The organism is Microcystis sp. M20BS1 (genome assembly GCF_020245305.1).
Lineage (GTDB): Bacteria > Cyanobacteriota > Cyanobacteriia > Cyanobacteriales > Microcystaceae > Microcystis > Microcystis ichthyoblabe_A.
In genome coordinates, this window is the sequence record NZ_JADBUZ010000149.1 from 14475 (window position 1) to 37680 (window position 23206).

The 23206-nt window shown below is 43.9% G+C and carries 19 protein-coding genes and 1 pseudogene; 9 read left to right on the forward strand and 11 right to left on the reverse strand.

The features are described from left to right. Window positions 1-26: 26 nt before the first annotated feature. Together IM507_RS15205 and IM507_RS15210 are read right to left on the reverse strand one after the other, a co-directional pair. On the reverse strand, window positions 27-2264 hold the full coding sequence (locus IM507_RS15205) for an FUSC family protein (RefSeq protein WP_287637282.1): 2238 nt from the start codon (window positions 2262-2264) through the stop codon (window positions 27-29). Window positions 2265-2472: 208 nt separating this feature from the next. After that, complete coding sequence (locus IM507_RS15210) at window positions 2473-3918, reverse strand: Ig-like domain-containing domain (protein ID WP_002735311.1); 1446 nt, start codon at window positions 3916-3918, stop codon at window positions 2473-2475. Window positions 3919-4983: 1065 nt separating this feature from the next. Between IM507_RS15210 and IM507_RS15215 the strand changes: the two genes are divergently transcribed. Next, window positions 4984-5211 carry a DNA-directed RNA polymerase subunit omega gene (locus tag IM507_RS15215; protein WP_002737694.1) on the forward strand — a complete coding sequence of 76 codons (228 nt, stop codon included), beginning with the start codon at window positions 4984-4986 and terminating at the stop codon, window positions 5209-5211. A 27-nt stretch (window positions 5212-5238) separates the two neighbouring features. On the opposite strand, the pseudogene IM507_RS15220 reads toward IM507_RS15215, so the two are convergent. Together IM507_RS15220 and IM507_RS15225 are read right to left on the reverse strand one after the other, a co-directional pair. Continuing rightward, window positions 5239-5355 (reverse strand): annotated as a pseudogene (locus tag IM507_RS15220) (Uma2 family endonuclease); the annotation flags it as partial. A 67-nt stretch (window positions 5356-5422) separates the two neighbouring features. Then, a complete protein-coding gene (locus IM507_RS15225; protein ID WP_002755680.1) occupies window positions 5423-6154 on the reverse strand; it encodes a hypothetical protein in 732 nt (243 codons plus the stop codon). Between the two features lie 329 nt (window positions 6155-6483). Between IM507_RS15225 and IM507_RS15230 the strand changes: the two genes are divergently transcribed. Then, the gene (locus IM507_RS15230; protein WP_069475603.1) at window positions 6484-6906 is read left to right on the forward strand and encodes a SufE family protein; all 423 of its coding nucleotides are present in this window, start codon (window positions 6484-6486) and stop codon (window positions 6904-6906) included. A 4-nt stretch (window positions 6907-6910) separates the two neighbouring features. Here IM507_RS15230 and IM507_RS15235 read toward each other — a convergent pair whose 3' ends face one another. After that, complete coding sequence (locus tag IM507_RS15235) at window positions 6911-7462, reverse strand: transcriptional repressor (protein WP_123230985.1); 552 nt, start codon at window positions 7460-7462, stop codon at window positions 6911-6913. A 105-nt stretch (window positions 7463-7567) separates the two neighbouring features. On the opposite strand from IM507_RS15235, the gene IM507_RS15240 reads away from it, so the two are divergent. Beyond that, the gene (locus IM507_RS15240; RefSeq protein ID WP_287637284.1) at window positions 7568-8833 is read left to right on the forward strand and encodes a J domain-containing protein; all 1266 of its coding nucleotides are present in this window, start codon (window positions 7568-7570) and stop codon (window positions 8831-8833) included. On the opposite strand, the gene IM507_RS15245 is transcribed toward IM507_RS15240, so the two are convergent. Then, on the reverse strand, window positions 8786-9400 hold the full coding sequence (locus IM507_RS15245; protein ID WP_123230983.1) for a molybdenum cofactor guanylyltransferase: 615 nt from the start codon (window positions 9398-9400) through the stop codon (window positions 8786-8788). The two genes, IM507_RS15240 and IM507_RS15245, sit on opposite strands and share 48 nt — an antisense overlap. A 149-nt stretch (window positions 9401-9549) precedes the next feature. Here IM507_RS15245 and IM507_RS15250 point away from each other — a divergent pair, with 149 nt between their 5' ends. The 5 genes from IM507_RS15250 to IM507_RS15270 all read left to right on the forward strand — a co-directional run bounded on the left by IM507_RS15250 (window position 9550) and on the right by IM507_RS15270 (window position 16036). Beyond that, entirely contained in the window at window positions 9550-10689 is a 1140-nt protein-coding gene (locus tag IM507_RS15250; protein WP_287637285.1) for a DegT/DnrJ/EryC1/StrS family aminotransferase, read from the forward strand. A 37-nt stretch (window positions 10690-10726) separates the two neighbouring features. Next, a complete protein-coding gene (gene crtB / locus IM507_RS15255) occupies window positions 10727-11632 on the forward strand; it encodes a cyanoexosortase B (RefSeq protein WP_069475599.1) in 906 nt (301 codons plus the stop codon). After that, window positions 11625-12371 carry a cyanoexosortase B system-associated protein gene (locus tag IM507_RS15260; RefSeq protein WP_123230980.1) on the forward strand — a complete coding sequence of 249 codons (747 nt, stop codon included), beginning with the start codon at window positions 11625-11627 and terminating at the stop codon, window positions 12369-12371. The genes crtB and IM507_RS15260 overlap by 8 nt, the downstream gene beginning before the upstream one ends. A gap of 132 nt (window positions 12372-12503) precedes the next feature. Then, the gene (locus tag IM507_RS15265) at window positions 12504-13721 is read left to right on the forward strand and encodes a polysaccharide biosynthesis/export family protein (protein WP_002773033.1); all 1218 of its coding nucleotides are present in this window, start codon (window positions 12504-12506) and stop codon (window positions 13719-13721) included. Window positions 13722-13834: 113 nt separating this feature from the next. Beyond that, entirely contained in the window at window positions 13835-16036 is a 2202-nt protein-coding gene (locus tag IM507_RS15270; RefSeq protein ID WP_069475597.1) for a GumC family protein, read from the forward strand. 6 nt (window positions 16037-16042) lie between these two features. Here the strand turns inward: IM507_RS15270 and IM507_RS15275 are convergent, their stop codons facing one another. The 5 genes from IM507_RS15275 to IM507_RS15295 all read right to left on the reverse strand — a co-directional run bounded on the left by IM507_RS15275 (window position 16043) and on the right by IM507_RS15295 (window position 22669). Next, window positions 16043-17491 (reverse strand): family 10 glycosylhydrolase, encoded by a 1449-nt coding sequence (locus IM507_RS15275; protein WP_069475596.1) that lies wholly within the window; start codon window positions 17489-17491, stop codon window positions 16043-16045. Between the two features lie 18 nt (window positions 17492-17509). Then, on the reverse strand, window positions 17510-18400 hold the full coding sequence (locus tag IM507_RS15280) for a hypothetical protein (RefSeq protein ID WP_002735334.1): 891 nt from the start codon (window positions 18398-18400) through the stop codon (window positions 17510-17512). A gap of 226 nt (window positions 18401-18626) precedes the next feature. Then, window positions 18627-19991, reverse strand: a complete 1365-nt coding sequence (locus tag IM507_RS15285) for a DUF3370 domain-containing protein (protein ID WP_002737389.1) — start codon at window positions 19989-19991, stop codon at window positions 18627-18629. Window positions 19992-20238: 247 nt separating this feature from the next. Further along, window positions 20239-20688, reverse strand: a complete 450-nt coding sequence (locus tag IM507_RS15290; protein ID WP_002755701.1) for a YlqD family protein — start codon at window positions 20686-20688, stop codon at window positions 20239-20241. Window positions 20689-20749: 61 nt separating this feature from the next. Then, window positions 20750-22669, reverse strand: a complete 1920-nt coding sequence (locus tag IM507_RS15295; protein ID WP_287637286.1) for a long-chain fatty acid--CoA ligase — start codon at window positions 22667-22669, stop codon at window positions 20750-20752. Window positions 22670-22961: 292 nt separating this feature from the next. On the opposite strand from IM507_RS15295, the gene IM507_RS15300 reads away from it, so the two are divergent. Then, on the forward strand, window positions 22962-23206 hold a 245-nt coding region (locus tag IM507_RS15300; RefSeq protein ID WP_287637287.1), incomplete at its 3' end, for a Uma2 family endonuclease.

Below are 23206 nucleotides of genomic sequence, written 5' to 3' on the forward strand. Positions count from 1 at the left end.
CTAAATTCTGTTGTTATAACTAAATTTTAACTTCTAATAAAACGATCAATTGCTGTGTTCATTACCCCAACGCGACTGGATAATTCCACAAGTTCCGTGGTAACAATATTATAATCCCCTAAATATTTCTGGAGATTAGTTCCCTCTTTTTGATGGCCAATTTCCACTAACCTTTCCTCTCGCAATTCTTGCAAATGATCGAGGATATTTTCTAAAGTATCTTCGAGGGGAGGTAAGGGAAAAGGAGGATTATTTGCTTGCAAAGCTTGGGTTAATTGCGTCAAAGCTTGGGTTATTTGTTGCGTGAACAGACTTAGATTAGGATGGGGAGGACTACCGCGATATTGTTCCAATTCCGTCAATAAAACTGTCACCCCGCGACCAAAACGAGGAATATAATTACTTAAAGTGATTGCCGGTTCCATTTGTGGAAAGGGTGTGCTAGGATCATCAATTAATCGTTGTAAGGCCGTTTGCATAGTTGTATTTGCTCGTCGAGCTTTATTGCGATAGGAAGATAAAATTGCAGTTTGATAGGATGATTCTCCCAAATAAACTGCCATAACTGACTGAAAAAATATTTGATTAGCTTCTAATGCTTTAATGGCAGCGAGGGAAAAACGTTCATCTTCATTAACCCGTAAAAAACCGAAGGAAAGTACAAAGGCTAAAGCACTACCGATTAAAGTATAAACTATTCTGATATACTCTAAATTAATACCGTCATTGCTGGCATCCAGACGACTGATGATTAAAGCAAAAATTGTGATAAAAAATACGGCCAAACTATAGTGAAATCGCACCAAAGCTAAAGCGATCGCTATAGAAATCACCCCAATAATTTCTAACCAGATCGAATTATCTATAATTGGCAACAATGCCAAAACAAACAACGAGCCTAAAATCGTGCCAAACACCCGATTAAAAAAGCGTTGAAAAGTCAAGCTAAAATCTGGTTTTAACACAATAACTAAGGTTAAACCAATCCAAAAACTATGGGTAATTCCTAGCTTATTGTAAATCAAAACTCCTAGCGCACTTCCCAAACCTAAGCGTAAACCATGGCGAAATAGGGGCGATTCTAGATTAAAATTAGATTTTAATGGTTCCCACCAAGCTTTTTCTTGACCGTACTCTTTTTCTATCCCTTCAAAGTTCCGCTGCCAGGGATTTTTTTTATCTGGAAATTCCTCGCTTTGCCGCAAATGTTGCGCTGTTTCACTGGCTATTTTTAGCTGTTTAAATAATTTTTTTAAACGATTATTTAATTGGGAAATTGCCACATAACTGCTATAATCATCCTGGGCATTTTCTAAAACTTTAGCTTGCAGGTTTTTTTGCTGCTCGATCGCCTTGAGTAATAGCTGCAAGCGCTCACAATCCGGTCGTTTATTTCTACCCAAAATTAACCCGGCAATATCTTCGCTAATTTCCGCCACTTGCACGAGAATATCTTCTAATAAAATACCCACCGTGGTCAGTTGTGGCAAGGGATGAAGATGAAGCAATTCTCGCAGCGCAATCAAGCTGGTATTAATGCGATCGCTATCTTCAATCAAGACGATTAACAATTCCCGCAGCTCATTCTTTCCCCAACGTCCCCGACGCGTCAAGGTGACAGTTTTCCGCGAACGGAGCAACAGCTGGCGAATTTGGTCAAAATATGGCTCCTCATGAGCATTAGAACGAGAGTGTAAAGGCAAAGAACGGAGATAGGTGGCGATACCCTGAAAATTTTCCGCCGTTACCTGACGTAAAGGCTGATTAGGGCGAAAAGGCCAGATAAACAGGGCTAAAAAAATTGTCCATCCCCCTCCCAACACAGCGATTCCGGCCCGTTGTAAAGCGACGACCATATCTCCCGATGGCAAAGAAACGGCAAAAAGCAGCAATAAACTAATTACTACCCCAGCTAACGCCCCATTTTCCCCGTAAACCGTCAAATAACCCGCTAGAAACAACCCACAAAAAACTATCACTACGGTCAATCCTAGCCAAGCACTGGCTAATGTGCCGATAATCAAAGCTAGAGCCATCCCGATAGTCGTAGCGACTAGGGTTTTCGCTCTCAGGCAGTAAAGTCCCCCCACATCGGCTAAAATCAAGATTTGAGCCGCTAAACCGACCATTAACCCCAATTCTGACCGATCTAAAATATCACCGATAATAATCGGCACTGTGATGGCTAATAAAGTCCGAATCCCCCGCTCGATCTCGATATCGCCACTGGGACGCAATAAAAAAGCAAATCGCTGAAGTAGCATATAGCACTTATCTTAATGGTGAGGTATGAGGTTTTCGTTTTCGGGAGTCAGCATTCTCCGAGTCACCTGATTAGGGAAAGATTTCTCTCCTGTCTCCTGACTTGAAAGAGGGTGTAGGGTGTGGGGTGTAGGGAAGGAAACCTCTTTCATCTGTGGGGGTGAAAATTTTTTCATCGGGACTGACTCCTAACTCCTTAATTCTGCTGTGTTAGGGCAGCCAACGGGGTTTAAAACCAGGGTTGAGTTCTTGAGGTAAAATTTTCGGGATGCTATTGGGACTGAACTGATCAGGAAGCGGTAATAACCAGAGACGACCATCGGCAATACTCGACCCCTCCCCAGTGACTAAATCATTTCCGACTCCAAAAGGTATGGTTGCTAACTGATCAAATAATAAAGCCACGCCATCGGGAGACATACTCATCTGCACGTCACGATAATTAGGCAAGGCCAGCAGGGGGATCATTTTACCCGTTTTTAGCTCAATAATCGCTAAAAATGGTTCTTCTTTCACCTTGCCATCGCTGCCCATAACCAGATCGCTTTTCAGACAGTAAAGGGTTTTTTCCTGTCGCGGTTCAAATTCACAGCTAATAATCGGATTAGCTGTTCTTAATAGTAGTCTTGACTCTCCCTGATCATTGAGCAAAAATAGCGATCGCTGATTATCTGGTTCCGATTTCACCATGAGTTTTTGGCGACCATCCCGGGAAAAAGCGAGTATTTTCTCGTAGGTGGGCAAAAATTGCGGTTTTCCCCCTTGCACATCCAAAGGAATCACCGCTACCCCTCCCGTTTGACTGACAACCGCTTTTTTACCGTCGGGAGATAGTAAAAAAATATCCCCTTGTATTCCTAACGGTCGCGATTGTCCATCATCGCTGATTACCCATAAACTGGCATCCCCCGGATTCCCGTGATTGATTCTCTGCACGATTAGGGTTTTGCCGTTATCTGAGAGATTAAAGCGCAGATTTTGATAGGTTTTCGCGTCTAAAAACCTTTCTATACGACCACTAGGCAAATTTTGACTATTTTCGTCATGATTTAAACCCGTGGTAATTGTGTAAAGTTGCTGTTTTGGGGTATCTCGTCCTAAGTCAGAACGATCGAAGGCCGAGAATAAAATTCTATCCCCCCTCGGATAGATTTGAAAATCCGTGACCACTAGATCCCCAGGGGTAAGGATGGTTTTTTTCAGTTCTGTGACCTTATTTGCCCCCTGAATGATATTACAGACGATTAAACGGCCTCTTTCCTCTTGGTTGACTCCAATATAGGCAAAAGCTCGATCGTGGCTGTAAAATTCGCCGATAAAGTCCTCACCTTGGGCAATGGGTAACTTTACTTGATATTTCTTGCCGTAGATGGGCAATTCCGTCAAAGTATAGGTCAAGCGATCTCCGGCCCAGCTAATTTTACCCGGTAAGGGAGGATTGATCACCAAGCTGGTTTCTATATCGGAACGGTCAATCGGTCGATTAAAACTTAAAGTAAAATAATTGTCCCTAACGCCGATTTTTCGCCCTTGCCAGCTAAAATTCTCCCCTCGGGTCGGGACTTGATTTCCCTGGATCAAAATCGACGATATCGCGGCAATTAAAGCCAAAATACTCGCTAAAACTAAGCGATCAAACCAAGCTAATCTTTTCATCAGTTATCAGTTATCAGTTATCAGTAGTCGGTCGTCGGTCGTCAGGAGATTGCTTTTATTTATTCTCCCATCTCCCCCCTCTACAATAATTACTCGCCACCAGAAACACCTTGCGCCTGTATCATACTTTATGCTTTTTGTCAAAAAAACTTTTTTTTTGCAATAAAACTACATAAAAAAAAGATCATCGTTGTGGGTGAAATTGACTAATTTACCCGTCTTAAATAGGATCACCTTCTAGGTTTGACAAGGGTTTCAACCATTGCTGGCTAAAAAAGCACAGAACAACCCATTCTGAAATTTTATCAAATCGCTGTAACCATTGGAACATCGTTGTTAAATAAAAATCTTTCTCAATTAATTCTTAAGAATTTATAAATATTGCGGAATGTTAATTTAAATATTCTCAAGTTTTTACGGTCAATAAATAATTTTTACTTATCTTTGTCCAAAATTGGGTTAGAAGTCAGTTATCAGTTATCAGTTATCAGTTATCAGTTCACTGAGAAAACTCCCCACACCCTACACCCCACACCCCACACCCCACACCCCACACCCCACTTTCTTATCAGCTTTAGTAATGATTGTCATCGGTTTTTTCAATCGAATAAATAAAAACGCCCCCAAAAAGGAAGCGTTTTTTAACTTATCATGAGGACTTAGCAAAATGTGTGCAGAGTTAGAACGCGGATGTTGGATGGGGATCCAGCATCTGTTTATTTTTAACCATCGATCGCCGGCACTGTCAAGGCCATGGGAATAGCATCACCGGAAGCTAAATCGAGGGGGAAGTTATACGTTCAAGTGTATTTACAGCCCCGGCAATGGTGTCCCTTTTTTGGGTTTATTTATTTCAAAAATTATCTCTTTATTTGTATATTTTTAAACTTGTATAAAATTGATTTAACTTTTGTAAAAAGTAGTTGACAAAATCCAATCTAGATGGAATAGGACCCTATCCTTAAGGTTGACAAAATGTGGTAAGGTGGACTGAGTAATAAAACTGATCACTAACCTATTATCAGTGACAACTGCCAAATTCACCAGAGAAGGCTAAATATAACTATGTCCAAACGGTTTAAATTCGACTCCTCCGAGATGATTTATCTCACCGATAAACTGATGAATGTGGCCAGCAATCGTTACTCGATCGTCGTGCAAGTCGCTAGACGGGCCAAGCGGGTCCGCTACGATACCGTAGAAAATATCGACGACCCGATGATTAAACCCGTCCAACGGGCCCTGATGGAAATGACCGACGAATTAACCGAACCGGAATTATTACGCGATTAATCCCCTAAAATTGCTGGGGAGCAACCCCTAAACTTCATCGGGGTTGATACCCAGCGCTCTTAGTCTTTCCGCTAGTCGTTGGGCTTTTTGTTCCGCTTCCTGTTTGGCTAAACCTGCTTGAGCGGCGATCGCCCTTTCCTCTCGATACTGGGAAGAAGGCGATTTTTATTGTAGGAAAGGTTAACCATAGCGATTGTTTTGACTAGGGAAATTACCAAGTATTCGGTTGAAAGTCGGCATCATTAATAATAGCCACCGTATCCCCGGAGGGTTTAATCACAAATAGACCTTTTTTATAAGCATAGCGATCGATTCCCTCGTTGATTTCAATTCCTGCCACTGCACCGTAGGCTCGATAGTTTTGATAATGGGGAAAAGCGATTTTAAAACGAGTCAATTTTTCAATAAATTCATCTACATCATCTTGAGATAATCTCGATTTACATTCCACCACCACGAGATCGGTATCATCCACCCCTAGGATATCAATTTCCATGGCGATGCCCTGACGTTTGACTCTAGCACGGGGATAAACTTCCTTAATATCAATGCCTTTTTCCTGAAAAAGCCGTAAAACCGCCGGTTCTACCAACTCTTCCACAAATCGACCCCAGCGAGTGGTCAGACTATCTACCGCTTTGCTGGTTCGTTCTACGGTGCGTTTCAGTTCTGTCATCGAGCGATCGCTTTCTAGTTTAGATTCGGCCAGGAGGTTCTCTATTTCGACTCTATGGCGATCATATTCCTCAGCCCGGCGATCATATTCCGCCTTGGATTGGGCAACCAGGCGATCATATTCCGCCTTGGATTGGGCAACCAGGCGATCATATTCCTCAGCCCGGCGATCATATTCCGCCTTGGATTGGGCAGCCCGGCGATCATATTCCTCAGCGGAAGCGCGGAATAGCTGGTAAATATCCTCAAGAGTTACTGGTTCACTCATAGACTTGCCTCTAAAACACCCCTGATCATTTTAGCGATTCCGTCGAGAAGCCGGACGAGAGCGAGAGAGCAAAACGGCAAGAAATATTAAAATTATGTAAAACACTTGACAAATGTGGGGTTTAGGGTGGTTTTTTTTCTGGAATTTACCTAAAATGTCGGATGAATACCCCTGCAAGCGTGGCGTTTGATTGATGCCAATTCTAGCAGATAGCATCAATGCGCTCTGACCAAGGTAGTCCTGGCAGCGATAACCACAGCGCGCAACTTCCGCAAGAATGCTAATATAAAAAAGCTATTGGCTAATTTTTTCCTATTTTAACTCGCAATATGCTCCCGTCTAATCTCGATCGCATCGTCGAACGCCTCAAACGTCGTACCGATCCTAAGCAAAAATACGAACAATTACTAGCTTTTGCTAAAAAACTAGAACCAATACCAGAATCTGCCAAAATACCCACTAATAAAGTCCAGGGCTGTGTATCCCAAGTTTATATCACTGCCGACCTCGAAAATGGCCAAGTTTGGTACAAAGGCGATTCCGACGCGCAATTAGTCAAAGGTTTAGTTGCTTTGTTAATCGAGGGGTTAAATGGACTGACTCCCTCGGAAATCCTGCAAGTCACCCCGGATTTTATCGAAGAAACCGGTTTAAAAGTCAGTCTTACCCCTTCCCGCGCCAACGGATTTTATAATATTTTCCAATTAATGCAGAAAAAAGCTCTCGGTTTTCAGTTGGGAATGTCCGCTTAGATGTCTAGTTTTCTGGTTCCGGTTCCTTTGATTCGGGAGTCTCGCAGTTTTGGAAACGAGTATCCACCAGCGAACGGGTGCAACCCCAATTACTCGGTATTCCCGACGGCCAACCCATCCGCAAAGCTTCCGGACAGATTGCCATCACCGTTAACTGACAGTCAATTAACTGAAAACCCTCTTTCTCACACTGTTTGAGACTGTGTTTGAGAATGGAATCATTGTTAAATTCGATGGTTTTATTACACTGAATACAGACCAAATGATGATGGTGGTGGGGATAGGGTTGATTGAGTTCGTAGTGTTTATGACCCTCGGCCAATTCCAACTCCCGCAAAATTCCCATCCGCGACATCAGTTTAACACTGCGGTAAATTGTCGATAAACTAATTCCTTCCCCCCTTTTGTCCAGCAATTCCTGCAATTCTTCGGCACTGAGATGATTGCCTTTCGGTAAATTCTGGAAAACGTGCAGAATTTTCTCTCGCTGGGGAGTTAAGCGCCACCCCCGTGCATTGAGTTCCGCTTTCAGGGAGGAAGCAGTGTAGGCAGACATAAGCGATCGACTCTCAATAAAAGCTATTTAATTGACAATGATAGTCGTTTCGGCGAGCCATTGGCAACAGTTTTCAGTAGTTGAAAATTCAACCCCCATTCAAGTATGAAAAATTACTATGAAATCCTCCAAATTCCCCGTAATGCCAGTAATAATCAGATAAAAGCCGCTTTTCGTCGTCTGGCCCGGCAATATCACCCCGATTATAATCCCAATGATCCAGAGGCAGTGACAAAATTTCGCGAAATTGAACAAGCTTATCGGGTTTTGAGCGATAAAGACAAAAGAAAAAAGTATGATCGCAGTTTATCCCCAGAAATACCCACTTTTCAGCGCAGTGCCGAGGATTTTTATCAACAGGGATGGCACTACGCTCAAGAGAAAAATTATCAACTAGCGATCGCATTTTACCAGCAAGCGATCGCAATTAATCCGCAATTTTGGCAGGCCTATCTGCAGCGGGCGGAAGTTTACTACCATAATCAGCAGGATCGGCAAGTTTTAAGCGATTGTCGGCAAGTTTTGCAGTTAAAACCCGATTGTTCCCAAGCTTACTATTACCTCGGTTTATCCCGTCAACGACTCGGTTACACCCAATCTTCCCTAGAAGCTTATGGCAAAGCAATCGCTATTGACCCAAATAATCCCCAATTATATTATCAAAGAGGATTAGCTTTAGAGGAACTCTCGGAACTGCCAGCAGCACGAAAAGATTTTCAAATAGCGGCCAAGAAATTTAAGCAACAGGGAAATTTTCGCCGCTATCATGCCATTATTAATAAGTTAAAATATGTTCATAAAAGTTATCGACAACAGCAATCAATTAAGTGGTCAAAAACTCTTTTTATTATTTTTAATTTGCTGAAAATATCTTTTTTATCTTTGCTCAAACCCAAGACCGGTCTAGCACAGTCTTTTTTAAAGCTTAACCGTAATCAGGCTTTGGCTACAGGGGTATTTGCGGCAATAATCAGCAGTTTTTTTATCGCTTTGACTTGGCAAAACTGGACAGTTAAATCTGAGTTTTTACTGTTATTAGGCTGGGCAGCATTTCCTTTTATTATTCTGACTTTATCTAGTTGTTTGGGCAGAAAATTAAGTAATAAATATGGTAGTATCGTCGGGGATATATTTTTAGGTGGCTTAATAATTTTGCCCTTTTCCCTCGTCATTTGGCTCACTTCCTATTTATCCATAAATGGCGATATTATCGGCGCAATTATCGGTGTAACTGGCGGTTATCTAACCGGAATGCTTTACTATGGTTATCGACATTTATCCAATATTTCTTCGCCGATCTCTTTACTTTTAATCCCTTTTGTGCTAGGTTTCCTCACGGTTAATATCTGGGGAGTTTATTATTATCTCTAAATCTTCCGGGGTATTACAGTTAAATAAAATCTCGGAATTATCGATGATTAATTCCTCCACCACGGAGACATTTAACCATTTTTGAAAAGAAGTTCCCCCCTGCTTAATATAAGTCTGCAAAGATGCTAAACAACGACGATGATAGAAAGCACAGAGAGGTTCCCAACGATTGCCGCGGCGGGGAACCAAAGCGATGGTATTTTCTGGTACAGTGGCTAATAATCTTGACCATTCTTGAATAATTGAGGAGGTTAATAAAGGTAAATCGCAAGCGAGCAATAAAACCCAATCGGTTGATACAAAAGTTAATGCCAAGGCAAAGGCCAATAAAGGCCCCCTAGTGGGGAGAGGTTCCTTGATTATCTGGCAGCATTGGGGAATGATAAGTTCATAACGTTCCGGCCAAGGCGTGATCACAGACACTTGTACTGCACAATCTTGGGCAATTAAACAAGTATTCTCTAGAAAAGAGACACCCTGAAAAGATAACAAAGCTTTATCTCGTCCCATGCGGGAACTTTGACCACCAGCCAGAATTAACGCCGTTAAAGCGGGAAAATCACTCATAATAACCAGTTTTAAAGGATAAACCACAGAGGCACAAAAAACACAAAGAAAAAGACAGAAAGAACAAGAGAGCCTACAAATCTAGGCAACTTGCTCAAACCTATGCTAGTCTCTTGACAATTAATAATGTCTCCCTAAACAAGCAATAGATGAATTCCCATTTAATCAAAGTTCCCTTTGTTGATTTAACTTGGCAAAATCAGCCCCTACAAGCAAAAATTACCGAGGCAATCCAAACAGTTATCGACCGAGGAGATTTTGTTTTAGGCCAAGCTTTAGCCGAATTTGAAACCGCCTTTGCCCAGGCTTGCGGAGTCGAGTATGCTGTGGGAGTAGCTTCTGGCACTGCTGCTCTTGCCTTGGCTTTACAAGCTTACGGCATCGGTGCCGGGGATGAAGTGCTAGTCCCCGCTAATACCTTTGTCGCCACCCTCATGGGTGTTATTCAAGCGGGAGCTAAACCAGTTTTAGTTGATTGTCACCTCGATACGGCCTTAATTGACCTCGCGGCGGCCGCCCAAAAAATTACCCCCAACACCCGCGCCATTCTACCCGTACACCTGTACGGACAGATGGTATCACCCCAACAATTAGAGGATTTTGCCCGCAGCCATAGTCTGACCATCTTTGAAGATGCAGCCCAGGCCCATTTAGCCAGTAGAGAAGGTTATCGCGCCGGCAGCATCGGTGTGGCGGCGGGGTTTAGTTTTTATCCCAGTAAAAATTTAGGCGCTTTTGGCAATGGCGGAATGTTAGTGAGCAATGATCCTGAAATTAGCCAAAAAGCCCGCAGTTTAAGAAATTATGGCGCACCAAGCAAGTATTTCCACACCGATATCGGCACTAATAGCCGTTTGGATAGCATACAAGCCGCCATTTTAAACATTAAATTACCCCATCTGGAAGGCTGGAATCAGACCCGTCAGCGAGCGGCAAGACAATATGATCGGCTGTTGGCTCCTTTAGCCGATAAGGGCATTTTACCCATAAGAGACGAAACCGAGACTGGTCATGTCTATCATCTCTACGTTATTCGCCTCCTCCCCCATTGTCCCGTTGATCGCCAACAACTACAAGAACAATTAACTGCCGTCGGTATTCAAACTGGCATTCATTATCCGATTCCTTGTCATCTACAACCGGCCTATCGCTACCTGGGTTATCAACAGGGAGACTTTCCCAATGCAGAGACTCTCTGTGAAGAAATTGTCTCTCTCCCCATGTACCCCGGCATCCGGGAGGAGCAAATTGCCATCGTGGTTGAACAGATCACTGCGATCATCGGGTAACATAAATTCAGAATTTGTCACTAAATCGCTCTGTCCTATGGGTATTAGTCCTTCCTTATCCACCGTCTCCCAGAAAAATCGGCAATCTTGGCTGATGATCGGTTTCTTGGCGGTTATCTATGGTCCGGTGATCTTTCACTGGTACGATGGTTGGCTGAATAAATCGATCAGCACCGAACACGAGTACTTTAGCCACGGCTTGATCGGCCTTCCCTACGCCGCCTATATTGTCTGGCAGAATCGCAAAAAATGGCAACGCCTCGAAGATCGCTCCTACCCCCTCGGAGCGTTTTTGTTAACCCTAGGAGCGATTTTTTATCTCCTCGGCTCCTCCCTTTGGGTTAGTATGTCTTTCCCGATTATTTTAGCGGGAATCTGTCTCTGGTTAAAAGGAAGGGAAGGTTTTAAATTACAGGGAGTTCCCCTACTTTTAACGGCTTTAGCGACTCCTAATCCTATACCATACCTGATCGCTCCTTATACTCTACCCCTACAGGTTTTTATTGCTGCTTGCTCTGGTTTTATTCTCCAGCAAGCGGGTCTAGATGTCTCTGTTGACGGTATTTATGTGGCGGTAGAAGGTAGGACGGTGGAAATCGCTCCCTACTGTGCGGGGCTGAAAATGTTATTTACCAGTCTTTACGTCACGCTGCTGCTGCTCCATTGGACTGATACCATCAAAAACGGCCGTAAAACCTGCTTTATGCTCCTCAGCGCCTTTGGAATTAGTGTCGGAGCTAACATCATTCGTAACGCGCTTTTAGCTTGGTTTCACGGCACAGGACAGGAGGAAAACTTTACATTATTCCACGATGGCTGGGGGGGCGATTTATACTCCGTCTTGATGTTGTTACTGATCTTTTTGGTCTTCCAAATCATGCAGTATCGCGAGGTAGTCAGGAAACAGTCCCTGACTCAAGAGGAAGTTAACCAGGATGATTAGTCGAAAAATTCCGGACGAGGTAAGTTTAGTGTTAGATAAAATCAAAAAAAAGCTACCGGGTAATTATTTACTGCTGTTGTGCTTGCTGCTGATTTTGATTTTAGGGGGTATCTTACCCAATTTAATTTCTGGCCAGTGGTCTTGGCTGGATCAACCGAGAATCGGTAATATTCAGAAAATGCTGGCCCTACAAGAATCGGGAATCAAGTTCTCTGACCTGAAAACCACCGACCGGAGCCAAGGTGAAATCGCTGAGGGAAAATGGTCGGTACAAGTGGTGGAAAGTCCTGATGGCAAGAGGATCACCGTGCTTTTAAAGCCACAGGTTTACTATAAAAGTCAACCGGGAGTAGAATGGTCAGATATAAGTTCTATTAGTCGTTGGAATCAGGGGGAAACAACCGAGCTATCAATTCCCACCCAGTCAGGAGGAAAGGCCACGGTTCGATTCTATCGGGCTTGGACACAAAGCACTTTTGCCGTGGTGCAATGGTACGCTTGGCTAGGTGGTGGTCATTACGATCCCTCGGTGTGGTATTGGCTTGACCAATGGGCGCAATTAAAAAGACAAAGAGTACCCTGGATAGCCGTTTCCTTGCTGATTCCCTTAGAACCGATGAAAGAACTGCAAACTCTCACTCCCTTTGCTCTCAATCTCGCCACGGAAGTGCAGAGTTACTTAGAACAAAATGTCTTAAGTCAATTAACTTCTCTGCCTGAGACCAAAAAAGAAAAGTAGTTTTTCTGCTCCCAACTATCTGTTTAAAAAAAACTAGCTCAAGGCACTTTTCTAGTCCTTAATAGCTTCTTTGTTCCTCTCCCACTAGATAACTCTCAGAAAATAAATTGATATATCTGTATGATTCCACCAATGCTCAACAAGTTTTTGCCAGTTGGTTTATTCAGAACCGGGGCCATAGCCTTATCAGGGTTTAGTCTGACAGGGTTCTTATGGGTAATTCCCTCCGAGAGCCTCAAGGCCCAGGGTCCTTTGTCCATTCCCCAGACTCAACCCGGATCTGGGTTAGAATTTTTGCCCCCCGAACCGCCTAATCCCACCTTTCCTGAAAACACGATTCCCCCCGCTGGCTACAGTCCACCGGTTTACTCTCCCAATAATCCCCAATCCCGACAAATTCAGACCTATCGACTCGATATAGGCGATCAAATTACTGTCTCGGTTCCTGATTTTCCCGAATTTAATTCCGCAAGTCCGGTGGATCCCGATGGGAATTTTCTAGTGCCGATTTTAGGCCGCATTCCGGTACTCGGCTTGACTTTAGACGAAGTGCAAACTAAAATCCGCCTCGAATTGGGGCGAAAATACTTGCGGGAGGAACCAGAAGTCATTGCTGTTCTAACCACTGCCCGTCCCGTCCAGTTGACCATTCTGGGAGAGGTACAGCGACCGGGGTTTTATAGTATTGCTCCTAATACTTCCCTAGTACAGGTAATTTTGGCAGCGGGTGGTGGCACTCCCAGAGCCGATCTGCGTTCGATCCTTGTCCGTCGGGTTTTAGTCGATGGTACAGTGTTAGAGGAGAAACTTGACCTTTATACTCCCTTGATTAAGGGGGAACGCTTACCAGATCTGCGTCTGCAAGGAGGTGATGCCGTGGTTGTTTCCAAGTTAGAAGTGGGCCAAGAAACGGGATATAATCGCACATTGGTGGCTAGAACCACCCTCGCCCAGCAGAATATTACCGTCAGGGTTTTAGCTCCCTCAATTCCTTCGGGAATTTCCCTGAGAAATGTTTCGATTCCTAATGGCAGTACCTTCCTCGATGTGGTGGCTAGTTTACCGGTTTCTGATCGCCTGCGGATTAATGTCAATGAAGTGTCCCTGCTACGTTTTGACAGTGCCAAAGGGGGAATTGTTAGTCAAACTTTGAGTCCGATAGCGGCAGTTAGGGGAGATATCTCCCAAAATATTCCCTTAGAAGATCAAGACGTAATTATCGTCACCCGCACCCTATTAGGGGAAATTTTCGCCGCTTTTAATATCATTACCCAACCCATTCGGGATATTTCCAGTTTTACCAATACAATTCTCGACTTTGGCAATCAATTCAATAACTTCAATAATTGAGGTGCAACTTGCTCCCTTCACTCCTTAACACAACTTCATAAGCTAGGATTTCAAGGACGAGAATAACTCTTGACCGCTAAAATGTAAAAAATCTGGGAATATATTAAAAAGCTATGGCTCTACCAATTGTTAAACGATTTCTCATCTCGCTAGATCAGAACAAATTTGTGGGAATATTCGTCTTCCTCGTCTGTTTAGGTGGTTCTGCGATCTTTGCTCTCCTCCCCGATCCAGAGAAACCCCCCACATTTTATCGGGCGGTGGGACAACTAGCCTATCGGGTACCGCCGCCAGCTTTTACCAGTACGGGAACCCAACTGCAAGAACAAGGACGGGCTATCGATCGCGATTTACTGCTATCTCCCCGGGTATTGATCAATACAGCCAAAAAATTGCAATTTAATCAAGAACAGCTCGTTAAAATTCGCGATCAAGATTTAAAAATCACCTTCCCGGGTGAAGCGGCGGGAAAAAATAATAGCGATCAACCCCAAGAGATACTTTTAGAGTTAACGGCCGACTCCCGGGCCAAGGCGGAGTTAATTCTCGAAACCTTGATGAAGGAAATGGTGGAATACAGCCGCTGGATTAATACTTCCCAGTTACGGGCCCGCATAGAAGCTCTCGGTGTCCGGCTTAACGAAGTCCAAAAAGATTTAACCAGAGCCGAAGAAAAATTTTATCGCTACATTAGTAGCCAGGGTTCAGATTTACTGGCCATTCAAGATGGGAGTTTATTCGCCGCTATCACCAGTAGTCAACAGCAACAGCGAGAAATTCGTCTAGGACTGCAAGGCATTCAAGGACAAATTGATAGTCTGAGTAAACAACTCGATTTAACTCCCGATCAGGCCTACACCTCCTCAGCCCTTAGTGCCGACCCGATTATTGCCAGTATCCGAGCGCAGATCTTGGACACAGAGGCCCAATTGGAGCGACTAGAGAAGGATTTACGTCCCGAACATCCCGCCGTAGTTAAATTACGCAAGCAACAGGAAGTTAACGAATCTCTCTTACAAAAAAGAGCCGCCGAGGTGATCGGAAAAGATGGTGTCCTGACCTCTCTTCCCAGCAATCGCATCCGTCAGCAAAGTAATCTCGATGCCGCCCGTCAACAACTAGCGGGTCAATTAGTCGCCCTGCAAACTCAGCGCGAGGGTTTGATGAAACAATTAGAATCCTTAGTGACTCAGGAACAGCAATTACGCTCCCAATACGAGAAATTCCCCGATAAACAGTTACAGCAAGCTCGTTTAACCCAAGCCGTCGCCTTTCAAAGGGGTATCTACGAGAATATTCTCAATGCGCTGGTGGATGCTCAGGCCGCAGAAGCGGAAACCGTGGGTAGTCTCACCGTCGCCCAACCGCCGGTCGCTGAACCGATCGAACAGGTGTTTAACCGCAAGAATCGTCTCTTGATTCTCTTGGCGGGTGCTGGTTTGGGAACTTTAGCCGGATTGGGTGTGATCCTGCTGTTAGCAGTGATCGATGATCGCCTGCACAGTCCCCAAGAATTGCGGGAAGCTTTGGTTAGTCAGGATATACTACTCTTGGGACAATTGCCCATTGTCCGGAATTTAGAGGGCGAGGAAATCGATCCGATTCTCGCCGATGCTAATGCCAATTATCTCCCCTACTACGAACGTTTACGCAGTACCCTGCGACTTGTTGGCGGCAGCGAAAAGGTGAAAGTGGTTGTTGTCACCAGTATTACTGGCGGAGAGGGGAAAACCGCCACTGCCTATAATCTGGCCATCGCCGCGGCTTTAGCGGGCCGACGGACTCTGTTAGTCGAAGGAGATCTGAGAAGTCCTTCTAAGTCCGAAGAAATCGGAGTCACTCCCGATCCCAATTCTTTCCGAGAACCCCTACTTTACTACGGGGCAAAAAGTAAATCGATCCGGCTGGCCCCAAATATAGAAAACCTTTCCATTTTGCCTAGTCCCGGTCCGCAAAAACAAGCGGCAGCTATCATTGAATCGAGCGAATTACAATTGATTCTCAAAGATTCTAGCGGCCGTTTCGATCTGGTGATTGTCGATACTCCTTCTCTGTCTAGCTGTAATGATGCGCTGCTCTTAGAAGAACTAGCGGACGGGATTATTCTGGTAACGCGCCCGCCCATAACTCGTTCTAGTCTCTTGAGTGAAGCAACTGACCAGTTAACAGAAGCGGAAGTGAAAATTTTAGGGGCGGTGATTAACTACGTCGATATTACACCGACTCTCAACACCGCCGAACCAGGACTGCCGCCTTTGATAGTTCCCCCAACACGAGGACAAACAGAGACAGAGGAAGTGAAGGTGGAGGTATAAATGGGGTTACTTATGACAAAATCTTCGGGCTCGATCGAATTGTGGTTCTTGCCAAGAAAAAGCAAAATGACTGATACTATCTATGGTGGGAAAAGCTAGGCGAATCGCTGCCATTTGCACTTCTAAGGAGGGACGATTGTTATAGGGTTGTCCCCATAAACCGGCTAAAGCTGGGATAACAGGAGTTTGATTTCCCCTGCTTTCTACTACTCTTTTGATCTGATTAACTACACAGGTAGTATCGTTACAATTAGCGTAGGACATGGGATGCCATTCTAGGGAAGCGGGAAAACTATCCCAAGCTTGTAAACGGGAATCAAAACCTTGATTACCCACAAGACGATTCCCATCGGGAAAAAACACTGCTCCGGCGGGAATTCCCTGACGTTCCACCAGGGCAGAAAAATAACTAATATAATCAATGACACCCTGGGCAGCATGGGCAACCGCTAGGAACCAAAGTTCTAATTTGAGGCGATCAAAACGACTTTTAACTGATTGTTTCATCTCCTCTTCTAAAGGTATTCTTCCTTGCCAGAGAGGAGCAGTTTCTTGGGGATAAAGGCGATCGGCTTCGACGATATCATCAGGGGAAATTTTGCCACGAGTCAGATAGCGATCGATGAGAAATTTGCCCTTATTATTCAATCCTCGATTAATTAAAGCTTGTCGGGATGCCGGACTAAAAATCCATAAATCTTTGACATCATCAGCAACGGAATCGACTCCCGTTCCTCTGGGATAGCGAATATAATCAAATAAAACTCCATCGGGACGACGTTGTAAAATGGCTTCTAGGAGAATTAAATAATCCTGTCGCGCTTGATTGCTGTAGGGATCGACAAAAGTTTGGGATTGATCATCGACAAAAGAGGTGCTATCTTGTCCTTTACCATTGCGTGCTAATACCTCCTGTCGATAGGGTTTTAAGCTATAAGCATAGCCAAAATTGAGGCTAAATAACCAAGCATAAACCTTTAAACCGCGTTTATGTCCCTGTTCGATTGCCTGTGCTAATAAATCGACATTTCCGGCACTGGGATTTTTAATGACGCTATCCCAAACGGTGGGATTATTGTTAGGAGGTAATAAGACTTGACCATCGGCAAAAACTTCCACATAAACTGTATTATAACCTTTGGCCACGATGCGATCGAGGATACTTTCCATCGATCCGGGACGGCTATCACAGGAGTAGAGACGTAACCAGATCGCCTGTTCCTGTAACCAGTGTCGGGAACGGCAAAAGCGCAATTGTTCAGCATATTTCTGTACTAAGATGTTATATTCTTGGGGCGAGGTTTGACGGAGATTTTCTTGTTGTTGGATTTCTGATTCGGACAGTTGACAATTATCATTGACAGCGAGACTAGAGTTAATCCCTAGAGGACTAATCCAGAGAATTGTAGCAAGAAAACAAAATAGCGATCGCAGATAATTAACTTTCTTTAACATAGTTGTTCACAGCGTTTGCTATTTTTTATTGTTTTTATTTTCAGATAAATAGCCATTTTTCAGGAGAAAAGCGCTCAGAGCAGTGGGAAAGTCTGGATATTTTCCGATCACTGTATTTTCGCCATGGATATCGAGACCCCAATCGGAGTGTTTATCATAATTAGTGAGAAGAAATTGCCAAGCTTCTTCGTATTCTCCTAGTATAATTTTCTGTGCCACATAACCAGCCAAAATGCCATTAACTTCGCCTTTTTCTTTTTTAGCTAACTGAAAAGCTTTCAGCATTGCTGCTAAAGTTTTTCTTAATTCTTGGGGATATTTTCTAGTGACATCTGCTAATTTACCCTGTTGAAAAGTATAAATTTTGGAGGGAGGAAAAGAGGCAGCGTAGGAACTAAAAGCATATAAAAAAGAATTATCAACGGTAATAAATTCATAATTATTATCTCCATCTAAATCTTCAAAAGAACCACCACTACCATCTAAAAATCCCGTTTCTTCTCTAATAAATCTATCTTTTTGCCAAGTATAAATTACCAAAGATGTGCAGCAGTGAGCGCCGCCGCTATAGGTGGAGATGATAATCTCATCGATGCCATTATTATCTAAATCTCTTAATTCCACATAGCCAGATCCAAAGGCACTATACCCGCTATTTTGCTGATAAAGTTGCTCGTTATAAAAGATTTGATAAGAAACATTATTAAGATCAGAATTGTCATCAATTTTCTCGTTTAGGTCGATGGGTTGATAGCTAACTTGTACCTTAATTTTCCCCGATTTAATCACTTGATTTCTTAGGGGTTGACTGGTATCAAAATCGAGTTTAGTCACGGCTAAACTCGCGGCTGCATTGCCCAAAAATTGAGATAATAAGCAGCAAATAAAGCAAGTTTTGCTAATATCCATCGGCTAATTCCCAGAGAGAGATTAATATCAGTGTAAGTAGCTGGTTATAATTAAATTAAAAACGGATTTTAGGTTCGATCCCCCCTAGCCCCCCTTGATAAGGGGGGAAGCCGAAGGCGGGGGGATCCCCCTTAATAAGGGGGGCATCTGAAAGTTTTTAATACCCACCTACTTATCTTACTTATTTTTACCGACAATCAGCCGTTAACTTTTCGAGAAAAACTATCTATTTCAACGTTTTAACGCTCAAAACTTGGGGGGGGGTGGCATCGGGGGGATAGAGAAAATCGAGATTAACGTCGCGTCGGGCGCCGGGGGGAAGTTCTATCTGTACTAAAGCTTCTCCCTGTTGTCCTTCCCGTTGAACGAGATGGAAAAAACGTTCCTCGGTGCGTCCCAGTTCGTTACGATAGGTAACGCGCACTGCACCCCGGAAAAATACCGGTCCCTGGACGGGTTCAACAAATAGCAAGCGATCGAGATAATTATCTTCTTTAATTGGGGTTTGAATAGTCAAAGCCACCACCTGGGTTTTGCTAGTGTTGTTATATAGAGGTAAAGTCAGATAGTAGTGAACACCGTAGTTACCGTGAGCTTTGAAAGCCGTATCGGGATAACGCACTAACATGGGGGCGCTTTGAATTTGTCTGGTTCCGAAAGTAGCTGCTGTCACCGTACTTAAAGGATAGGCAAAAGCTTGACCGGGTTGAGGAATGGTGAGATTAATTCCCCCTTTGGGATCGACAATGCGGGTTGCCCATTCCGAACCGACAGAAATTCCGGCCACGCGACCATAAAAATTTCTTCTTCCGGGAGACCACTGATCAGGGGGAGTGGGGGGAAAATCACGAGGAGCGGCTAAATCACCTCTAACTAATAGGGTACGCCATTCCTCTAGGATAGGGGGACGAAAGGTTTCTATTTCCCGATCTTCGATTTTGACTTTTTGGGGAACTTCGTAGAGGGCTAAATTAGCCATATAGATAGGGCCATCGCTGTAGAGACGCAGCAGAGTCGAGCGAGCGCTGCTTCTGGGGATAACTAGATCCAAGAGCATCCGACTTTCGCCGGGGGGAATGACGATCTGGGTGGGAAATTGGGTATCATGGCGACGACGCATGATATCGCTGGCTAAACGGGAACCGGGACCGGAAAAAACCCGGCCGTTGGGATCTTCCACCAGAGAGGGTAAATCGACAAAAGGGGCATCGGCGGAGGTGACGTAACTGACTCCTTGCAGGATGCGGATAACGAGGTTTTTGGAGGTGGGATTAGTAACGATCAGTCCCTGGTGTAGGTCGCGGATGGGATCGGTTTGACGAGCGATGTGGTGGGTGAAAACGTCAAAACGTCCTTGTAGGGGATGATTGAGATGGGCTATGGGAAAACGTTTTCCTTTACCGGGGAAAGTGGAGAGGAGAATTCCCTCTTTTTCTACCACTTCGGGACTATTGCTATTAAAAACTAGAACGTCATTTAGTTGACCGGGCAACTGACGCACTTCCTGATATTGGGTGATTAATTTCCTCTCTATCTGGGGCAGAACCGAGGCGGACTGAGCTAAAAGAATAGTGGGTAAGAAAGAAAGCATAGAGATTCCATATTTATAGGATCTAATTCAGGGTGAGTCGATGGAGAGCTGAAGTTATACGACAATATAAGCGAGTGTGTCCGGGCGATCGATAAAGAATCTTAATATATTTTTAAGGTCTGATCAAGTCCTGTCAGGGGTGATGTGAACTAGGGACGGTTTTCTGGGTGAGCAAGGGAGAATACCCCTTGCTATTGCCGATTTTAAGGGTTAAGTTGACAATGACCCGTAACTGCTCACCCTAGCTTTAAATTTCGCCGCGAATTTCTTCGACGATGCCATCTCTAAGGACGAGTTCCACATTCATTTTGGCCACTAAGTTATCGCCTTTTTCGACGCGGAAAAAGCTTTCTAGTTGTGCTTGGGCGACTTCTTGATTGAGTTCCAAGAGTTGTATCTGTTGCAATTGTTGCAGATACTGGTTTTTTTGTTCGAGAAACTCACTTTTCTGTTGATTGACTTGGATTTGAATATTATCAATCTGTTGGGCAGCCGCAGGGGGTAAGGGGATCAGACTCTGACGCTGAATTTCTGCGATCGCTCTTTGTCCTTGGGTTTCTAATTGTTGAATTTGTGCATCAATTTGCACCATTTGTGCTTGTAATTGCTGTTGTGCTTCTTCTTTCCAGCGCGGAGTCACGATGACTTTAATTGTCACCGGGCGCTTCAGTAATAAACTGGTTTGTGCGTCATCCATGATTTGCTTATCCTAAAAAGGTTTTTTTGTCAAGGGTTTAGGGAATATTTGCCGGAAATATTTACTTGGCAAACATCTCGTTAATCATATCGCGATAGCGTTGCGTTACTACCGGTCGTTTAATCTTTAAAGTTTGGGTCATCATGCCGTTTTCTAGGGAAAAAGGCTCTAAAATTAACTCAAAGGTTTTAATCTGGTCATCGGTACGATAACCGGGCCGATTTCTCACCTCGCGCTTTAATTCTTGTTGGTAGAGATCTAAGACTTTTTTGCTGTAGAGATCGCTAGAAAGAATCGTTGAGCGATCGCTGTGAAGATCGGGTAAATTTAAGGATAGTTTCTGTTCTTGCGCCCAATTGGCCAGTATATCAAGATTAGGCACGATCAAAGCCCCCAAAGCTTTTTGATCCTGTCCCACTAGCATAATTTGGGAGATAAAGGGACTGCGTAAACAAGCATCTTCAATCGGTTGCGGTTCGATATTTTCACCATTGCTCAAAACAATTGTATCTTTGGCCCGTCCGGTTAAGACTAAATCCCCGGCAGCGGTTAACCAACCAATATCACCGCTATCAAACCAACCATCGGGAGAAATCGCTTTTTCGGTTGCTTCGGGTTTTTTATAGTATCCCTGCATCACCTGCGGACCACGAATCAAGACTAAACCGTGTTTTTCTGTGGGTAGGACTTCTTTGCTGTGTAAATCGACAATACAGATTTCTGTCTGAAAGACGGGACGACCGGCAGACCCGCGCAGGTTATGATCGATACGACGGACGGTAGCGACGGGAGAAGTTTCTGTCAGTCCATAACCAACTAAAATCGGGATTCCCGCAATCTCATAGAAAGTATCTAGATGTCTAGCTAAGGAACCACCGCCACTAACCAAGATTTTAACTTTATTTCCCACTGCTTGGCGAATTTTGCCATAAACTAGCTTATCACCGATGGCATGGAGGGGATAGAGTAAGAGGGATTGAATTCTTGCTTTTAGTCTTTCGATCCCGGAAGCGTGAAGGTGATCAAGACTGAGATTATCGGCGATACGTTTAGCAATAACGTACTTTTCTGACTTTTCTAGAAAAAATTGCACCAATTTCTGTTTTTTAGCCGGTTGTTGACTAAATTGTTTTTGGATACCTTCGTAAAGAGATTCCCAAAGACGGGGAACTCCCACCATTAATTGCGGACTAAATTGCTTTAAATCCTGCTTAAAAGTGCGAATACTGGTATAAATCTGGGTACAACCTTGAGCTAGACTGAAATACTCACAACTGCGCTCGTAGGAATGCCATGAAGGTAGTATGCTTAGAACTCGATCGCCTGGATCCGGTTGAAAGATAGCGTTTAAGTTGCGTACCTGATGCAGCAGATTACCGTGACTTAACATCACCCCTTTTGGTTGTCCCGTCGTTCCCGATGTGTAGATGAGGGTAGCCAGATCATTTTCGCCCTTGGTGATGGGTTTAAGGGTGTTCTCAGCCCCGATCGCCATTAGTTGCTTGAAATTTAAGGTCTGCACGGAAATCGCCCCAGTAGCGGGGTCTTCGTCGGTGAGCAGCACGATTAATTTTAGGGGCAATTCAGGGATTTTCGCCAGCAATTTCCCTAAAGTTTGCTTATTTTCGACAATCAGCGTCTGACTGTCACTATCGGCCAGAATATAGGCTAATTCCTCTGCATCTGCTTGAGCAGATCGTACCGCGTTGGCGGCCCCGGCTGCCATGGAACCTTGGTCGGCAATAAACCACCGGGGACTATTATCGGCAAATAAAGCGACATTTTCGGTTTCTGTGACTCCTAATGCTTGCAAAGCGGCGGCAAATTGCTGAATTTGTTGATAAAGTTCCCGATAGGTGAGAATTACTTCCGGTTTACTGTGGGGATCGTGCAGAGCGATAATATTGGGGAAACGTTGGGCAACTATTGACCAAACTTCGGGTAAAGATTGAATATTTGAATAGTCAATTAGGGTTGTCATAGCAGTAGTTATAGAGGGTTACAAGAGTAATAACATATAGATTAACCATTCGAGGCTCTTTTTGCCGGTTCCCCTAGACAGTATTTCAACAGGTATCTAATCCTGCAAAGTTAATTTCCTAGTTGAGACTCGGAGAGAGGAGACTTTTCAGTTATCGGTGAACGGTGAACAGTAATCAGGGAATGTTACTGTTACTTAATACTGCTTACTGATTACAGAAAAGGCTAACGGCTTAGATGTATAATTAATTTTGCTTAGGTACTTAATATAGTTGTAATTAGCAGAAAAAACGATGATTGCTCTATCTAAATATAATAATCTCACTCCAGAAGAATATCTTCAGTTTGAAGAAAAAAGTCCCATTAAACATGAATATATCGATGGGCAAATTTACGCCATGGCAGGAACGACGGATACTCATAATATTATCGGACTCAATTTAACTTTTATCATTCGTAATCATTTGCGGGGTTCCGATTGTCGGGTTTATTTTGCCGATGTGAAAGTCAGATTAGAGAAACGCAATCACTTTTATTA